Annotated in this window: 13 protein-coding genes; 1 reads left to right on the top strand and 12 read right to left on the bottom strand. The window is 40.8% G+C overall.

Annotation, left to right across the window (positions count from 1 at the left end; all coding sequences use genetic code 11):
- Positions 1–53: 53 nt before the first annotated feature.
- A complete protein-coding gene (locus QZ576_RS13495) occupies positions 54–878 on the top strand; it encodes a helix-turn-helix transcriptional regulator (RefSeq protein ID WP_297098031.1) in 825 nt (274 codons plus the stop codon).
- A gap of 157 nt (positions 879–1,035) precedes the next feature.
- Here QZ576_RS13495 and QZ576_RS13500 read toward each other — a convergent pair whose 3' ends face one another.
- The 12 genes from QZ576_RS13500 to QZ576_RS13555 form a co-directional block, all read right to left on the bottom strand.
- Positions 1,036–1,389 (bottom strand): carboxypeptidase-like regulatory domain-containing protein, encoded by a 354-nt coding sequence (locus QZ576_RS13500; RefSeq protein ID WP_297098033.1) that lies wholly within the window; start codon positions 1,387–1,389, stop codon positions 1,036–1,038.
- 119 nt (positions 1,390–1,508) lie between these two features.
- Positions 1,509–1,967: a toxin-antitoxin system YwqK family antitoxin gene (locus QZ576_RS13505; protein ID WP_297098035.1), complete on the bottom strand. Its 459-nt coding sequence runs from the start codon at positions 1,965–1,967 to the stop codon at positions 1,509–1,511.
- A gap of 148 nt (positions 1,968–2,115) precedes the next feature.
- Entirely contained in the window at positions 2,116–4,104 is a 1,989-nt protein-coding gene (locus QZ576_RS13510) for a hypothetical protein (RefSeq protein ID WP_297098037.1), read from the bottom strand.
- A gap of 37 nt (positions 4,105–4,141) precedes the next feature.
- Positions 4,142–6,883: a TonB-dependent receptor gene (locus QZ576_RS13515; RefSeq protein ID WP_297098038.1), complete on the bottom strand. Its 2,742-nt coding sequence runs from the start codon at positions 6,881–6,883 to the stop codon at positions 4,142–4,144.
- A gap of 634 nt (positions 6,884–7,517) precedes the next feature.
- The gene (locus tag QZ576_RS13520) at positions 7,518–9,290 is read right to left on the bottom strand and encodes an ATP-binding protein (protein ID WP_297098040.1); all 1,773 of its coding nucleotides are present in this window, start codon (positions 9,288–9,290) and stop codon (positions 7,518–7,520) included.
- A 46-nt stretch (positions 9,291–9,336) separates the two neighbouring features.
- Positions 9,337–10,020, bottom strand: a complete 684-nt coding sequence (locus QZ576_RS13525) for a response regulator transcription factor (RefSeq protein WP_297098042.1) — start codon at positions 10,018–10,020, stop codon at positions 9,337–9,339.
- A gap of 64 nt (positions 10,021–10,084) precedes the next feature.
- On the bottom strand, positions 10,085–10,768 hold the full coding sequence (locus QZ576_RS13530; RefSeq protein WP_297098044.1) for a phosphate uptake regulator PhoU: 684 nt from the start codon (positions 10,766–10,768) through the stop codon (positions 10,085–10,087).
- A 30-nt stretch (positions 10,769–10,798) separates the two neighbouring features.
- Entirely contained in the window at positions 10,799–11,581 is a 783-nt protein-coding gene (gene pstB, locus QZ576_RS13535) for a phosphate ABC transporter ATP-binding protein PstB (RefSeq protein WP_297098046.1), read from the bottom strand.
- An 11-nt stretch (positions 11,582–11,592) separates the two neighbouring features.
- A complete protein-coding gene (pstA, locus tag QZ576_RS13540; RefSeq protein WP_297098048.1) occupies positions 11,593–12,477 on the bottom strand; it encodes a phosphate ABC transporter permease PstA in 885 nt (294 codons plus the stop codon).
- Between the two features lies 1 nt (position 12,478).
- Positions 12,479–13,330: a phosphate ABC transporter permease subunit PstC gene (pstC, locus tag QZ576_RS13545; protein WP_297098050.1), complete on the bottom strand. Its 852-nt coding sequence runs from the start codon at positions 13,328–13,330 to the stop codon at positions 12,479–12,481.
- Positions 13,331–13,416: 86 nt separating this feature from the next.
- A complete protein-coding gene (pstS, locus tag QZ576_RS13550; RefSeq protein WP_297098052.1) occupies positions 13,417–14,487 on the bottom strand; it encodes a phosphate ABC transporter substrate-binding protein PstS in 1,071 nt (356 codons plus the stop codon).
- A 44-nt stretch (positions 14,488–14,531) separates the two neighbouring features.
- Positions 14,532–15,512 carry a hypothetical protein gene (locus tag QZ576_RS13555; RefSeq protein ID WP_297098054.1) on the bottom strand — a complete coding sequence of 327 codons (981 nt, stop codon included), beginning with the start codon at positions 15,510–15,512 and terminating at the stop codon, positions 14,532–14,534.
- Positions 15,513–16,666 lie beyond the last annotated feature (1,154 nt).

A 16,666-nucleotide genomic window follows, 5' to 3' on the forward strand; every position in this document is an offset into this window, starting at 1 on the left:
GGAGCCGGGTTATATATCTTTCGTTGATTCCCGGATTCGACCAATTAAATGCCATGTCGAACCAAATGATTATCGACCGGGCAGAAATTGATGAGAATGGTAATTTCTCGTTCACGACCAATTACCTTCCCGATGAATATTATTTATATCGCCTGCATATTTCGAAAAAAGGCGATCCTCCGGCATCGCTTATCATTGGCGGGAACGATGAAAATCATATGTTTCTGCTTGCAAATAAACAATCTGATATCTTCATTAAAAAGAATGATTCCGAAAGTATTTTCGGAAACGTTGAGATAAAAAATTCACCTCGAAGCCAAAAATTAGATGAAGTCGATAAAATGGTGTTTTTTATTGACACAACCAATTTTAACGGATCTCCTTTAAAACGAGAACTAATGGAAAACGCCTTAGACGAAAAGCTTCGCCAGTTTGCCGATTCCTGTTCTTACCCGCTGGTAGCATTATATGCCATTTATAAAAGCAATTTCGAATCACATCAAACAACTAATACTGATTTCTATGTTAGTTTCATTAAGAAATGGAAACAAGAAAAGTCTACTTATTTTGATGAATTCAGAAAAAAGATTCCGGTAAAAACCGATCGTAACCTTTCCTATGTTTCTATGATTTTTGGATTTATACTTGGAATCATTTTAATGTATTTTATTCAAAAACGAGTAATAACAAAATCACTAAATCCAATTCGCGATTTAACAGTCCAGGAAAGAAATATTTTCACCATGCTTCAAAAAGGCAAATCAAACAAAGAAATATCCGATGAGTTAAATATTAGCCTTAGTACAGTAAAATCTCATGTTAACAGTATATTTTCAAAACTGAAAGTGAAGTCAAGACGAGAAATCCTAAATCTCTAAAGGCAAAAAAAAACCACCCGTCAACCGACGGATGGTATATAGTTAGCATATTGCTAATTCACGGGCTTAACTTAACACTCTATTTCCGGTAAATATTAAAACGACAAAAACCGCCTCTGCTCTCAGAGGCGGATTCAATCTTAAGTTACCACAACCTTTAGTTAGAAGATTGCAGCTTTATTTTAATATTGTCTTTGTTAGCTTCTACATTTACAACTTCCGATTTTTTCTCGTAAGAAATGTAAGTTGTAACGATCTTATATTCTCCCGGCTTAACACCTGCAAACGAGAAATTTCCGTCGAAATCGGTGTAAGCTTTCATGTCGGTTCCTTCCAACTTTACTTCAACACCTACAAGCGACTCCCCTGATAATTCGTCGGCAATAGAACCTGAAACTACCATTGTTGCCTGGCTTTCGGTATCAGTACTTTTCGATTTGTTATCGTCTTCTTTTGCATTTACTGCTAAAACTGAAATAACAAGTAATGCTGCAATTAGTACCTTTTTCATAATATTCATTTTTTGTTTTGTCGAACTTGTAGTACAAAAATACAGGATGACAATTACGGCGCGGTTACACAAATATTACAGTTTAATTAAATCCGTTTTTTCTTTGTGCTGCAAACCGACTAATATTTTCGCTCGCTAATCAGGTTACCTTGCTCGTCGTATTTCTTCCAGACTCCGGTCTTTTCGCCATCATCATATTCTAGTTCGTACAACAAATGCCCGTAGTCGTTCCAAATTACCCATTTACCATTCTTTTTGCCGTTTTTGTAACGTGCAACCGACACTTTAATTCCGTGCTCGTTATACATCACCCATTTGCCATGCATCTGGTTGTGTTTGTACGAACGTATTTCGTTAACATGCCCGTTTTTAAAATAAATGGTTGCTTTTCCGTGTTTCTCACCATCTTTAACTTTTACCTCGCTTTGCAGCGTATTATCGTCGTAATAGCCGAGGTAAGTTCCGGTAAACTTTTTGGAATTCTTGTAATAAATTCCATCGATTTCTTCAATTTTTTGTGCTTTCGATGCAGTGGTTATCAAAGCCAAAAATCCAACTAAAACCAATAATTTCTTCATTCTAATTTGTGTGAACTCAATAAGAGGAAAGCCCCGGAATAAATCCGGAGCTTTTAAAATCGGTTTTTAGACCGACTTTAATAAACACTGCATTGTTAATGCTTTATAAACCTCTTTTTGATTGTCGTTTAAATACATTATCAAGATCTTATAATTCGCCGTTGATCCATGTCCATCCTGAGATGTCGATGGCATCAGCATCTTTACCTGAATTCAGTGTGTATTTGCTGGTTTCGCCATCCATTAAAGTTACATCAGGATCAGCACCATCAATTTGTACGTTCGATAAAGCACCACCGTCTTTCATATCCAGGTCGATTGCATAACCTTCCATATGCAAGTTGGTTATTGTAGCTCCCGATTCTTTTTTGAACTGCAATCCTGTTCCGTCAACAGTTGAAATAGCAGTTACATTGGTAAATACAGGATTATTGTTGTCTTTATCGCCTTCGAATACAGTTGAGAAACCTGCAATAGTGTGCGATACGTAGGTATTGGTAATTCCACCGCTCCAACCTTCAGTCCAGTCGATAGCGTCGTCTTCGCAGTTTTCTACATAAATATTAGTTACAGTTGCAGTACCACCAAAGAATTCGATACCATCATCCGATCCGTCGAAAATTGCAAGGTTTTCGAAAGTTGTTCCCGATCCAACAGAGTACAATGAAACACCGTTGTATTGTGATTCTTCGTTGATTTGAGCACCGGTTCCGCGAATTACAAGGTTAGTTACCGAACCTGAATTATCCGTATCGTCAGTTCCACCGTAGATAAATCCACCAACTTCAGCTTCTGCATTTTCGCCGGCAGTAGTTGTTGCTTTACCACAGATTGTTAAACCACCCCAGTCGCCCGGCTGGCTTAAGTCTGAAGCAATAACAACAGGATCAGTTTCAGTACCGTTGATAAAAATTTGTCCACCCATCAATACTGCGATGTAAACATCAGTACCACCATTGTCGGCGTGAATTTTTGTACCTGCGGGAATTGTCAATGAAGCACCATCCTGAACAATGTACGAACCGGTTAAACGGTAAGTTTTGCTTGCATCAAGAGTAACATCTGAATCAATGTTTCCATTCAGTTCTACAATTTCTGCCAATTCTGCATCAATCCATGTCCATTGTGTTGGATCAACAGTTGCAGGTGCATTGTATGATTTTGTTGGGTCAGCTTCTTCGCCATCGATAATTACGTTAGCCAACGGGCCATCGTCTTTCATATCGATAGTAGTTGCGTAACCGCTTAACGACAAACCTGTGATAGTCATTCCTGACTCTTTTTTGAACTGCAAAGCAGTACCACCAGTTGTTGAAACAGCTGTAAGGTTGTTGATTTTTGGGTTGTTGTTGTCTTTATCGCCTTCGATTACAGTTGAGAAACCTTCGATAGTATGCTCAACGTAAGCATTGTTTACTGTTCCGCTCCAACCTTCTGTCCAGTCGATAGCGTCGTCTTCGTTGTTTTGCAGGAACATGTTTGTTACTGAAACAGTTCCACCGAAGAACTCGATACCATCATCAGAACCATTGATTACAGCGATGTTATTCATAGTTGTTCCTGAACCCAGTGCATAGCAAGAAACACCATTGTATTGCGATTCTTCGTTAATTTGCGCACCGGTTCCTTTAATAACCAGGTAAGTAACTGTTCCTGAGTTATCAGCATCATCGTCGCCACCGTAGATAAAACCACCTACTTCAGCTTCTGAATTTGCTCCGGCAGTAGTTGTTGCTCTACCACAAATGGTCAAACCACCCCAGTCGCCAGGATTGGCATTTGGCGAAGACATAATAACAGGGCTGCTTGCAGTACCGTTGATTTCGATTTTACCACCCATTAATACAGCAAGGTAAACATCTGTACCACCCGCTTCGGCAACAATGTTAGTTCCGGCTGGAATAGTAAGTGTTGCACCGTCGGCAACAATAAACGAACCGCTAAGATCGTACGCCATGCTCGCGCTTAATGTGTAATCTTCTTCCAGGGTTCCGTTCATTACACCACTTTCAAGATTCGCGATCACCTCATCAACGTCAGGAGTTGGAGGAGTTACAGGATCATCATCGCTACAGCTTACAAAAACTGCTGTTGCTAATAAAGCAAGACCTAAAAATTTGATTGTTAATTTTTTCATTTTAAAATCGTTTAAATTATACGTTCCACTAATTTTTTTAATTCAGATTTATTTTGAGACTTAAACTTAGGTTGATACCTTTTTTGTAAGAGTTTACCACATCGGTAAACGCTTCGCCCGACAAAGGCTTAATCTCTTGTGTTTGTTTGATTTCAGGATTTAGCAGGTTTTTCGCCGAAAATTTCACCGAGAATGTTTTGTTTATCACTTTGCTCGCTACAAAATCCAGCGTAGTAAATCCTTTCTCTATAATTTCGTTATTGAACAGCGTTGCACTGTTTACAAAGTCTTCAGGTGCACCCAATGCCAGAATTTTATCCGAAGAATAGTTACCGGTTAAAGTGGCCTGAAACTCATTATCCGTATTGGTTGAATAACTTAAAGCACCGTTAAAAATAAATCCGGCAGCTCCCTGTAATTCAGTTTCGGTTTTACTGTTGTATTGAAAAATATCGTACAGATCCTGGTTGTGCCACATTTTAGTAGCGTTCAGTGTCATATTCAAATCAGGCGTTCCGGTAGTTTCGGCTTTAATAATATCGAAACGAGCTTCTGCTTCCACTCCGTAAACGTCGGCACGTTCACCGGTATTGGCAAAGTAAAAGTTACCCGACGATCCCCGTGTTTGTGCCATGTTGATCGGATCGTTGATCATTTTGTAGAAACCGGTAACCGAGAACAACTCGCCGCGATCAGGGAAAAATTCCCATTTCAGGTCGAAGTTATAGTTGTCGGATTTTATCAGGTCGGGATTACCTTTTGTTACACGGCCGGTTGGGGAAACATATTCAAAGGGCGCTAATTCTTTAAACTCAGGAAGTGTAATTGTTTTACTGGCTACTAAACGCAGCGAGTGTTTGTCGTTAGCCTGGTATTTTAGCACCAACGCAGGCAAAATATTATCGTACGATTCTTTAAGGCTACCAACTCTTCCTACATAGTTGGTTACATTCCAGTTCACCTCTAAATCATCGCGTTCGTAACGTACTCCAACATTACCGCTTAATTTATTTTTCCCGAAATCAACGTTTAAAAATCCAGCGTATACATTTAATGTTGCATCGTAATAATCAGGATCTACTTCGCGAATTCTTAAGTCTCCGCTGTCATACAAATCAAGATTCAGGAATGCCTCATCCATATTGTCGATCGACTGCACGGTTACGTTTTTAGCGCGAACTCCGTAAGGCAGCGAGTAGAAATCACGTCCTTTCATCCGGAAGTTACCACCGAAATTCAGTTTCAGTGTTTTATCATCTTCATCAATAAAAGTGATGTTGTCTTTCAGGTAACCGTTCAGTTCGTCGTCGCTAATGGTTTGCATCGACTTTTTTTGCTGGAAGTCGCCTACATAAGCAAAACCAACTGTATTTTCATCCAGCATATTCACTTCGTTATGAATGCGGTTTGGCTCGCCGGCGTCAACCAAATTGTAACCAACTGCCCATTCCAGGCGGTTGTTATCGGTAATTTCGTGTGTTCCGAGTAACTGGTTAATTATAATCTGCGTTTCTTTCAGGTTCTGGTCGCGGGTAAAAGCAGCCTCTTGTTGCGGCAACTGGTCGTATGCGTATCCTTCACCATTTCTACCTTGTTCGTACAACTCATCAACCGTTTTGAAAATCACCATACTGTTGAAATTCAAACTATGTTTTGTATTAATATCGTAAGCCAGGTTTAGCAAACCGGTAGTGTTGAATTCGGTTTGAAATGTTTCGGCATCGGTAAACGAGTTATCTAATACGTTCGAGCGGTATTTACGGTAAGTACCGGTGCGGTATTCAAAATCGTTTGAGTGCGAAAGTGTTGCAAATACTGAGAAATCGTTATCAAACAACTCGAACTTCTTACCACCCATTAACGACAAGCCACGGTTTAATGGAAATTTCTGATCCTCGGTGTTCCAGCTTTGGTATTTTAAAGCGTCGCCGGTGGCATAAGTGCGGCTGTAACCACCAAATAAGTTTACATCGTTGATGTTTTGCGTGGCTTTAAAATCGCCGAATGTTCCATCTTTAATAATATTGGTTGATGTTCCGGTTGATACTTCCAATTCAATATCTTCAGAATAGGTTTTCGAACCGATATTCACTGCTCCCGACGACTGGTCGCCGTAAGTGTCAACCGAAAAGGTTTTGTTGATTCCCACATTACCAATAATGTCTGTTGAGAACAGGTTCAGATTGATGTTTTTCTTTTCCACATCATCCGACGGAATTGGCAATCCGTTCATCGTTGTAGTTAAATAGCGGTCGCCCAAACCACGAATGTAAATATCGCCGCTACCTTCGTTTTTGGTAACACCGGTAATTTTTGATGTAGCCGTAGCCGCATCAGAAACACCAAGGCTCGACATCCGTTTCGATCCGATACTCTCTTTAATACCCGAGGCATTTTTCTGATCGATAAGCAACATGGCTTCCGATTCGCGCTTGGCTTTTGCTACCACCTGAACTCCTTCGATTTCGAGTGTTGCCGGCAATAACGCTACATTCAATTCAACGTTATTGTCTGGTTTTACTTCAACCTGGAATTCCTGTGTATCGTACGAAATAAAAGAAACAGCGATGGTATGGCTACCAACTGCTACATTTGGGATTACGTAATTTCCATCGAAATCGGTAATTGTTCCTTGTGTTGTTCCTTTGATTAAGACAGTGGTCCCGATTAGGGCCTCTTTTGTTTTGGCGTCGGTTACAGTCCCTTTAATTGTCCCGGTTTGGGCTGTGACCATTAATACGTGAATTAGCAAAAGTATGCTAATAAAAAATCGTTTCATATATTTTAAAAGTTGCAGTGTTTAACTATAAACTCATAGAATTTACAGAGGCAAAGCAACCCGATATATGTTACAGGCGAATTAAAGACTATTTAAACTTGTATTACATTGTTTTAATGGTTTTGTAATTATCGGAGAATTCGTGAAATCGTATTGCAATAAGTGATTTCGAATCTTAATCCTTGTACTAATTTACCCTCTCTACACAAGCTCTGGTTCATTTTCGTCCGGGAGTACGAACGATCTCTATCCCACTTTCTTCGCCGGACGAGATCTTTATCATTCTTTTTCCCGGCGCTTCCTGACTGCCGTCAGTCGCACCGGGTTATTGACTTTCGCCCCCTTGGGGCTCCTTATTTAAAGCGCTGAAAGTGCGTGATACTTTAGCCCGGGGCAGAGTAATTCTTTGAATTACGTCGCCCCGGGTTAAAGGTTGTTATGTACATCGTCCGGCGAAGAAAGTTGATCAACGCTGATGGTTGTTCCGGACGAAAATTAAAAGAACTCCAATTAAAAGCGGCACAGAAAAAATCAATTGTTTAAATTCAAAATAGCCTTCCACAAAAAAAGGCCTCCGGATACTACCGGAAGCCTTTTGTTTATCAATTTTGGCGTTTTACTATTCGCTCGGAATCTACTGTTTTGCCAGCGAGAACAGGAACTCGACACCTCCATCGGGTTTATTACGGGCCGAGATATTTCCTTTATGCAGCTGGATGGCGTTTCTAACAATCGACAGCCCCAGGCCTGTTCCGCCAAGTTCGCGGGTACGTCCGGAATCGATACGATAGAAACGTTCAAAAATACGGTTGAGGTGTTCTTCCGGAATTCCAACTCCGGTATCCGAATAACTGAAATAATGGAAGTTTGTATCCTCCAGGTAATTTCGAATCTCAATTTTTATATCCTCTCCGGCATAATTGATCGAGTTCTCCAACAAGTTTTGGAACACCGATGAAAGCAGCGAGTCGTTTCCGTTTACTACCACATCTTTGTCAATATCGAGTTTACACTTAATATTTTTGGCAGCCATTCTGCTCTCCAGGTTCTCCACCACATCCGATACAATACCTTTTATATGCACCGGTTTAATTTCGAATAATTCGCCGGCATCCTCAATGTTATTCAGTAAAGAAATGTCGTTCAGAAGCAGGTTCAGTCTTTCTGCCTGTCGGCTGGCTCGTTCAATAAAGTACTGCTGTTTTGCTTTGTCGATATCCGGATTCGACATCAGTGTTTCAATATATCCTTTAATTGATGCCAGCGGCGTTTTTAGCTCATGTGCAATGTTCGATGTTAACTGCTGTTTTAACAAGCGGCGTTTTTCCGGCCGGGTAATATCAGTAATCAGAATCTCGAAACTCTTATCGGCAAATACAATACACATCAGTTTAAAGTAACTATCGTCTTTATGAATCGTGAACTCGATTTGTGGCAACTCGTTACTTTGGAACACCGTGTCTTTGTGCAGATTTTTTTCCAAAAACTTATTGATCTTTTCAAACTCCGGAATAGTGAAAAAGTTCTCTGCCGAAATGGTCAGCGTATCGGAGATTATGCTTACAAACTGAATGAAGTTACTATTTACCAGCATCTTCTCCTTTTGTGGCGTAAAAAATCCTATCCCTTCATTCAGAATATTCATGTGATTGGCCAGGCGGTCTTTCTCAAGCGCAATCGAATTGTTGGCCTCGTGCAGGTTATTGTAAATTTTTACAATTTGCGAACCAATCTCTCCCAATTCATTATCAGGGAAGCGGCCTTCTTCTTCGTTTATCGGTTCGTTCTTCCCGGCCTTGATGGCAAAGTCCTTCAATTTGGTAATCGATATGGAAAGACGTTTGGTAAGCTCATTAATTACCAGCCAGATTATTAAGAAAATGGCGATGATAAAAAAGATGAACAAACGCTCGGCTTTCAGGAAATTCTCTACGTTTACATCGTACACCATTGCAGCGCGCACAAAATAATCGTCGTAATTCCGGGCGTAATAATAAAAGTCGGTTCCGGTAGTTGCCGAATGACGAATATTGGCCCCCTCGCCACCGAACAATGCTTTTTGCACTTCGGGACGCTCGAAATGGTTTTCCATTTTTTTGTATTCGTACACAAAACTGTCGTACAAAACAATACCCCGCTTGTCGATAATAGTCAAACGTATATTGTCTTGCGGTATCAGAACTTTTAGGGTATCTGCACTGCTAAAGTTTTGCGTTTTCATCAAGTTGTAATGTTCGATGTAGTTATGGGCTACCTCGGTAACATTACGCAATGTATTTTCCAGCTGCGAAGTTTTGTAATTTTTCTCGCGCTGCAACTGAAACAACAATATTGCTACTGTAAACGATAAAAATACCGCTATAAAGTAGTAAAAGATTTTCCGTCTGAATGTCTGCTGAATCGGCACCTTGTATTGTTTTAATTATTTATATTAAAATCTGTTTATTGGTGGTTTATGGCTGCTTAAATGCATAACCATAACCTGATTTTCCTTTTATGTATTGGCCGTATTTGCCAATCTTTTTCCTAAGTCTTGCAATGTTTACATCAACGTTTCGCTCGGTAACAATTACATCGTCGTTCCAAACGCGGTCGAGTATTTCATTTCGGCCAATGTATTGTCCCTGGTGTTTTAGCAAGAGTGTTATTATTTCAAATTCTTTCCGGGTCAAACTAATGGGTTCGTCATCAATCTGCACGGTTTTACTGTTGGCATCCACCTCAAGGCTTTCCACTTTGTAAACCTTGCTTTGTTTTATGTTTTGACGGCCTCGTTTCAGCACGGCTTTAATACGCGCTACCATTTCTTTAATCGAAAATGGTTTTGAAATGTAGTCGTCGCCACCAACGTTAAAACCGGTTAGGATATCGTTTTCGGCAGTTTTGGCGGTCATAAAAATAATGGGCAGTGTGAGCTGTAGTTCCCTTCTAATTTTATCGGCCATTTTGTACCCCGACATTTCCCCCATCATTACATCAAGCAAAATCAAGTCATATTCTTCAAGGGGCAGTTTTAAAGCCTGCTCGGCCGAATGCGCCACTGACGTTTCGAAACCTTCGCTTGTTAAATTGAACTCTAAAATTTCACATAAATCTTTCTCGTCGTCAACAACTAATATTTTTGGATTTGATCCCATGATAAATAATTTTCACTCTAACATTCAGGATACTAAAAATACATTATCCTTCATAAAAATAACCTTACTTCAGGTCTTTATGTCGTATATCTTTGCCTTCGATGGAATAAATAGCGGCCTCTGCAATATTAGTAGCCTGATCGGCAATGCGTTCGATGGTGTTAACCATACTGTTCATGTTAATAAAACTAATCAGTAGTTCTTTATCTTCGTTCGAGGACGTGCTCTTTTTGATGGCCTTTTTCAACATTTTTTTATTGAGCTCATCAACCACAGCATCGTTTTTTATCGTCCAGATTGCATAATCCTTATCGTCGTTGGTAAATGCCAGCAACGATTTGTTAACCATATTGGCACTTTGGATAAGCATGTTTGAAACCACCTCCGAAAGTTTGGTGTACACTTCGGGGGTTTTAATGCTTTCAACAAAGCTTAGCACATTAATAACCATATCGCCAACCCGCTCGAGGCTGATAATAATACGATAACAAGCCATAATTTTCCGGATATCGGAAGCTACCGGCTGGTATAAAGTAATGGTATTAATAATCTTGTCGCTAATTTTAACTTCAAGCTTATCCAGCGTTTTCTCGTTGTCGTACAACTCTTTGCTTTTCTCCTTCGGAAATTTTGTTTCGCCTGTTGAAATGAGCGTCTCCAACAAATCGAGCTGGTGAAGCACCAGGTTGGCAAACTCTTCAAAATCGCTCATTATCGCTTTTATGGCATCATCCTTTCTTAAAGTCATGATATTGGAATTTTAATGAAGTTAAAAAAATTAACCGAATTTTCCGGTCAGGTATTCTTCTGTACGACGGTCTTTCGGGTTGGTAAACATATCTTTTGTTTTACCGTATTCTACCAACTCGCCGAGGTACATAAACATTGAATAATCAGAGATTCGAGCTGCCTGCGACATATTGTGTGTCACCATCAGTATCGAATAATTCTCTTTTAACTTTACCAGCAAATCTTCAATTTTTGAAGTTGCCACAGGATCGAGTGCCGAGGTTGGTTCGTCGAGCAAAATTACTTCCGGATCGAACGCCAGCGCCCTTGCAATACAAAGTCGTTGTTGCTGACCACCGGAAAGGAATGTTCCTTTTTTATGCAATGTATCTTTTACCTCGTCCCAAAGGGTAACGTCGCGCAACGAGCGTTCTACCACTTCGTCGCGTTCTTTTTTCTTTAAACGAATGCCGTTTAGTTTGTAGCCGGCAATTACGTTGTCGTAAATGCTCAATGTCGGGAACGGATTCGGACGTTGAAACACCATACCGGCCATACGGCGTAATTGAATGGTTGGCATGTCGGTAATATCCTTGCCGTTTAAAATGAGCGATCCTTTTGTCTCGATGTTTTCGTACAACTCGTGCATGCGGTTAATGGCACGCAACATGGTACTTTTTCCACATCCCGACGGGCCCATAATTGCTGTTACCGAGTTTCGTTTAATATCGGCCGAAACATCCTTTACAGCGTAATTCCCTTTATCGTAGGCAACCGACAGATTGCGGATAGAAAGTACAGGATCTTTTATATTTACACTATCTTCTTTCATTATCTTCTTAACTATTTCGTTCGGGCAGCTATTCGTTTCGATACCAGGTTCAGGGTCAATACCATTCCCATCAGTAATAATGATGAGCTCCAGATCAGGTCAACCATATTCGGGTCGTTGTAAAACTCCCAGATCAGCAGTGGCACTGCACTTGTTGGTTTTGTTATGTCTAGATTAATTACTGAACTTCCCAGCGCTGTAAGCATTAATGGTGCTGTTTCTCCAAGAATACGCGAAATACCCAGTAGAATACCTGTTAGCAAACCGCTAAATCCGGTTGGAATGAGCACGCGCAAAATTACTTTGTAATACGGCACACCCAAAGCTACAGCTGCTTCTTTAATCGATTGCGGAATCATTTTCAGCGTTTCCTCGGTTGAGCGCACAATCATTGGCAACATCATTATCGATAAGGACACACTACCTGCCAGGGCCGAGAAACCACTTGTAATGGGTTTTACAATCCACATATAAGCAATAAGTCCCAGCACGATTGAAGGAACACCCTGCAAAATATCCGAAATATTTCGGGTAAGGTTTGCCAATGGTTTTCCCGGATTCTCATACAGGTAAATGCCAGTAATAACACCAACCGGAATGGCAATAACCGAAGCCAAAACCACCATTAACAAGGTTCCTGTAATTCCGTTTGCAATACCTCCGGGAATGAGCTCGCCATTGCTCAGTGCTGTCATTGCCTCGAAAGTGTTCGGAGGTGTTTTTATAATAAAATCCAGACTAATCTGACGATACCCCTTTTCTACCAATTTGTAAATAATCAATACAATCGGCGAAATGGTGATGAGCGACAAAAAGAGCACCAGCCCTTTGAAAAGCTTGTCTTTCAAGGTTCTTCGGCTGAGGTTTGCCGCTGTTATTTTTGCTGCAGAATTCATCTTATCCCATTCGTTTTATAATGTATTTACCAATGGCATTTATTATTCCGGTTATCAGGAACAACAATAAACCTATAGCAATCAAAGAGCTGAGTTTTAAACCATCGGCTTCGCCAAACTGGTTGGCAATTACCGAGGCCATAGTATTTCCGGTGCTGAAAAATCCATCGGGAACGATATTGGCGTTACCAATTAACATGGTTACTGCCATGGTTTCGCCCAATGCACGCCCGAAAGACAAAATGTAACCGGCAATAATTCCCGATCGTGCCGATGGCACAACCACATTAAAAATCACTTCCGAGCGGGTAGCTCCAAGCGAATATGCTGCTTCTTTCAGCTCGTTCGGTACCATGGTAATAATCTCGTTACTTAGCGAAGTGGCGTAAGGAATAATCATAATTGCCAGAATGATACTGGCGGTGAAAATTCCAAATCCCTGGTTAGGTAATCCCAAATCGATAAGCAACGGACGAAGCACATAAAATCCCCACAAACCGTATACAATCGAAGGAATTCCGGCCAGCAGATCAACCATTGTACCCAGTATTTTTGCAATTCGGGTTCCGCGGTAATATTCACCCAGAAACAATGAAACTGAAAAGGATAAGGGTAAGCTGATCAGCAGCGCAGCTACCGATGTAATGATGGTTCCTGCAATAAATGGAAGCGCTCCGTAGTTCTCTTTCCCTTCGGTTGGGTTCCAGTTGTTCGACCAAATAAAACTCAGCCCAAAACTTTTCAGTGCCGGAATGGCACCTTCAACCAACGAAAAGATCATTCCCCCGGCTACAAAAAGTATAACGAACGAAGAAAGCAGGAGAACGCCTTTTGTTATTTTATCGCTGTTCATTTGGTGGACTTTGAGAAGCTGAGAAAACTGCTTTTCCGGCAGCTTTCCCAGTTCCATTTATATCGATCTTCTATAACTAAACTTGCCTATTTCAACAATGGTTGCCCATCGAAAGTAACCGAACGTAAAATCGCTTTGGCTTTTTCGGCAGCTGCATCAGGAAGCGGTGCGTAGTGCACTTTTTCGGCCTGACCTTGTGCATCGGCACTTACCAACCAATCGAGGAAAGTAACTGTTGCCAACGCCTGATCTTTAGCGCGACCGTCGTAGTTTTGCTCTTTGTAAAGAATAATCCAGGTAAATCCGCTGATCGGGTATGATTCAGGATCGGCAGAATTGGTTAACATGATACGTGTATCGGCAGGAATCTCGCCTTTTGCAGCAGCACTAACCGAAGCAATTGATGGCTCGATATAGTTACCGGCGCTGTTTTGTACCAGTGCAGTTTGAATTTTCTGAGCAAAAGCATATTCCGATCCGATGTAACCAATGGCTCCTTCGGTTTGGCTAATGGTACCGGCTACTCCCGGATTTCCTTTAGCACCCATACCAACAGGCCATTGCAACGATTTTCCTGTTCCTACAGCATCAGCCCATTTTGTGCTGATCTTAGTCATGTAGTCGCTGAAAATGTAGGTTGTACCGCTACCATCCGAACGGTGAACGAAAGTGATTTCCATATCAGGAAGTGCCAAACCTTCGTTGTTGGCTTTAATTGCGGCATCGTTCCAGTTGGTAATTTCACCCATGAAAATTTTCTCCAGCAATTCGTTCGATAGTTTGAGGCCATCAACACCAGGAAGGTTGTATGCAATAACAACAGCACCCAATACCGTTGGAATATGAACCACTTCAGCAGGCATTTCTGCCAGTTTAGCATCGCTCAAATAAGCATCGGTTGCACCAAAGTCAACCACTTTGTCGGTTAAACTGCGGATACCTCCGCCTGAACCGATTCCGCCATAAGTAAGCAGTGTACCAAATTCTGATGTATAGTTCTTAAAAACCATATTGTAATAAGGCATCGGGAACGTTGCTCCCGCCGCTGTTAAAGTCACTTTTGAAGTTCCGGCTTTTTCTCCACCTTGTTTGTTTGACGAGTTAGAGCAAGCTCCCAGAATAAATACTGTTAAAATCAGTAGGGCTAAATTTTTCATCTTTATTTATTTAATATTTCAAGTTTTCTGTTTTCTGCGGCTGATTAAAATTTAAACTCAGCACTTAAATACAGGAAAGTAACATTCTCTGCATCCACCATATCAGGATTAAAAAAGCGTACGTTTGGCGTAAATTTCACCCCTTTAACAGGAGAATATTCAGCGCCGGCAATCATTAACTGACCATCTTTGTTAATGTTCCATGCTTCAGCTTCGCCTTCCACTTTATCCGAATTCAGATCATCGTAACGGGCAAACAGTTTCCACTTGTTGGTTGGTTTGTACCAGCTGTAAAACGATGTTCCGTAATGATTCTGACCGTCTACCATTTTGTAGTTCGACTGGTAGTTATACTCTCCGGCCAATGTGAATTTTCCGTTGGTGTAAGCCAACAAAGTAGCCAGCGATTTTTGTTTTACCTCATCGCCGGTTTGGTCAACGAATACTCTTGCCAGTACATTTTTAACCGGCTTAATAGTAGTACCCACACCGTAGCGCAACAAGTCGTCGCCCTGAATTTTCTTATAACCTTCGCCGTTGATCACCGAAAAATCGGCACTGATAAAATCGGCAAATTGGTAATCGATGTTAAAACCAAGGTCGGCGCTTGAGTTGAATTTGTACTCATCCTGGTACGATTTCATCATGTAACGGTTTCCCCATAGTTTTTCAGAAACTTTGAATTGAGTAGTTGAAATCATTCCGAAATAAGCCTTCAGGTTATCTTTTGAATATTGCACGTAAGCATTTTTAAGAAATGCCGACAACTGGTGGCCACCGCCATCGTTCGGATCGCCTACATCGAAAACAACTTTGGCGTAAAAATCTTCGCTAAAGTTGTACTCATAACCTAAATAAGCACGGGTGTTTTCGAACTCTGAGGCAGATTCGCCATCGGAAAAAGCAGTATGAAAATTGGTAAAAATCAACGCTAGTGGTTTCCCATTTGGTTTAAACTCTTCGGTTTTTTCCTGACTAAATCCTGTTACCGTGAATCCTAGAATCACCAATAACAGTAAAGACATTTTTTTCATTTATAACTTAAGATTGAATTTTGTCTGTTTTACGATGGCAAAAGTGTGGCAACACGATTACACCTGAATTACAAATTTATTACAAAACGATTAAATTATTCCGGGCAACACGCCGTAAACAGCTGTGTTACAGCAGCGATATTTTCGATATTGTGGTATTACAAAACTGTAACAAGCCTTTTTTACTGCAGGGAATAGAAATTTTTAGATGGGATATATTGTTGGGCAGAAGTCGAATGCGCTTAGCGCCTAAAACATTCAGCTAACTCCCCCTCATTCCCTCTCTTTAGGAAACGCCCCATTATACGTTGCCGTTAAATTTCGTCCGGAAGTACCAATTAGCTTCGATCATTTATTCTTCGCCGGACGATTGAAATCTAATTATCCTGCCCCAGGGCGACGTAATTCGTTGAATTACTTTGCCCTGGGCTATAACAAACCGCACTTTCAGCGCTTTTTTTAAACTACAATCCACCAGAATTATACAATAGGGCTGAAAGTCCGAATTAATTTAGCCCCGGGCAAACGAACCGCCGGATGGCGGAAAGTGTCGCCCGGGGTTAATGTTAAGCATTAAAAAAGGCGCAAATGCAAAAGCATATTGAAAATGAAACGTGCCATGCCTGCCTGACGGTAGGCAGGCGCCTCATATGGAGGCCCTTTTTCGAAAATTAAGCGGAAAATATTTGTGTATAAAGGGTAGCTTTCAGAAGAGAGGGACTTTTGCTATTCTCTAACAGAACACAATACAATTGTGCACCGCCAGCACGTCGATTATTTGGGATTATTCCATCCGGTTAAAATTTCGCCTAAGGCATAATCGGCTAATACAACTACAATAATTACTAGTGCAATAATCCCAATTACCTTTACTATTTTTTTATTCATTTTTAATTTATTTAGGTTGATGTTTTGGCTTGGTAACGGTCACTTGTAAGTTGTCGGGGCGGGATTTCCAACAGAAATCCTGTCAGACCGTAGGAGATTGGCAACACTGGTTTGACTTGTCAAACTGAGATGGAACCCGCCTGCCATATTACAATTTGTTAGCAACCATTTTTTATTGTATAAGTTTCTTTAGTACTAACTCTTGTGTCTAATCTTTTATGCAACGTATTGATGAACCTCCACTTTTTAAAGGGTCA

It is taken from the genome of uncultured Draconibacterium sp., from assembly GCF_913060805.1.
In the GTDB taxonomy this organism is placed as follows: Bacteria; Bacteroidota; Bacteroidia; order Bacteroidales; family Prolixibacteraceae; genus Draconibacterium.

Bases quoted from the DNA above. Each gene is read 5' to 3' on its own strand.
- QZ576_RS13495 (WP_297098031.1), top strand. From the start codon at position 54: ATGTCGAACCAAATGATTATCGACCGGGCAGAAATTGATGAGAATGGT.
- QZ576_RS13500 (WP_297098033.1), bottom strand. From the start codon at position 1,389: ATGAAAAAGGTACTAATTGCAGCATTACTTGTTATTTCAGTTTTAGCA.
- QZ576_RS13505 (WP_297098035.1), bottom strand. From the start codon at position 1,967: ATGAAGAAATTATTGGTTTTAGTTGGATTTTTGGCTTTGATAACCACT.
- QZ576_RS13510 (WP_297098037.1), bottom strand. From the start codon at position 4,104: ATGAAAAAATTAACAATCAAATTTTTAGGTCTTGCTTTATTAGCAACA.
- QZ576_RS13515 (WP_297098038.1), bottom strand. From the start codon at position 6,883: ATGAAACGATTTTTTATTAGCATACTTTTGCTAATTCACGTATTAATG.
- QZ576_RS13525 (WP_297098042.1), bottom strand. From the start codon at position 10,020: ATGGGATCAAATCCAAAAATATTAGTTGTTGACGACGAGAAAGATTTA.
- QZ576_RS13530 (WP_297098044.1), bottom strand. From the start codon at position 10,768: ATGACTTTAAGAAAGGATGATGCCATAAAAGCGATAATGAGCGATTTT.
- pstB (WP_297098046.1), bottom strand. From the start codon at position 11,581: ATGAAAGAAGATAGTGTAAATATAAAAGATCCTGTACTTTCTATCCGC.
- pstA (WP_297098048.1), bottom strand. From the start codon at position 12,477: ATGAATTCTGCAGCAAAAATAACAGCGGCAAACCTCAGCCGAAGAACC.
- pstC (WP_297098050.1), bottom strand. From the start codon at position 13,330: ATGAACAGCGATAAAATAACAAAAGGCGTTCTCCTGCTTTCTTCGTTC.
- pstS (WP_297098052.1), bottom strand. From the start codon at position 14,487: ATGAAAAATTTAGCCCTACTGATTTTAACAGTATTTATTCTGGGAGCT.
- QZ576_RS13555 (WP_297098054.1), bottom strand. From the start codon at position 15,512: ATGTCTTTACTGTTATTGGTGATTCTAGGATTCACGGTAACAGGATTT.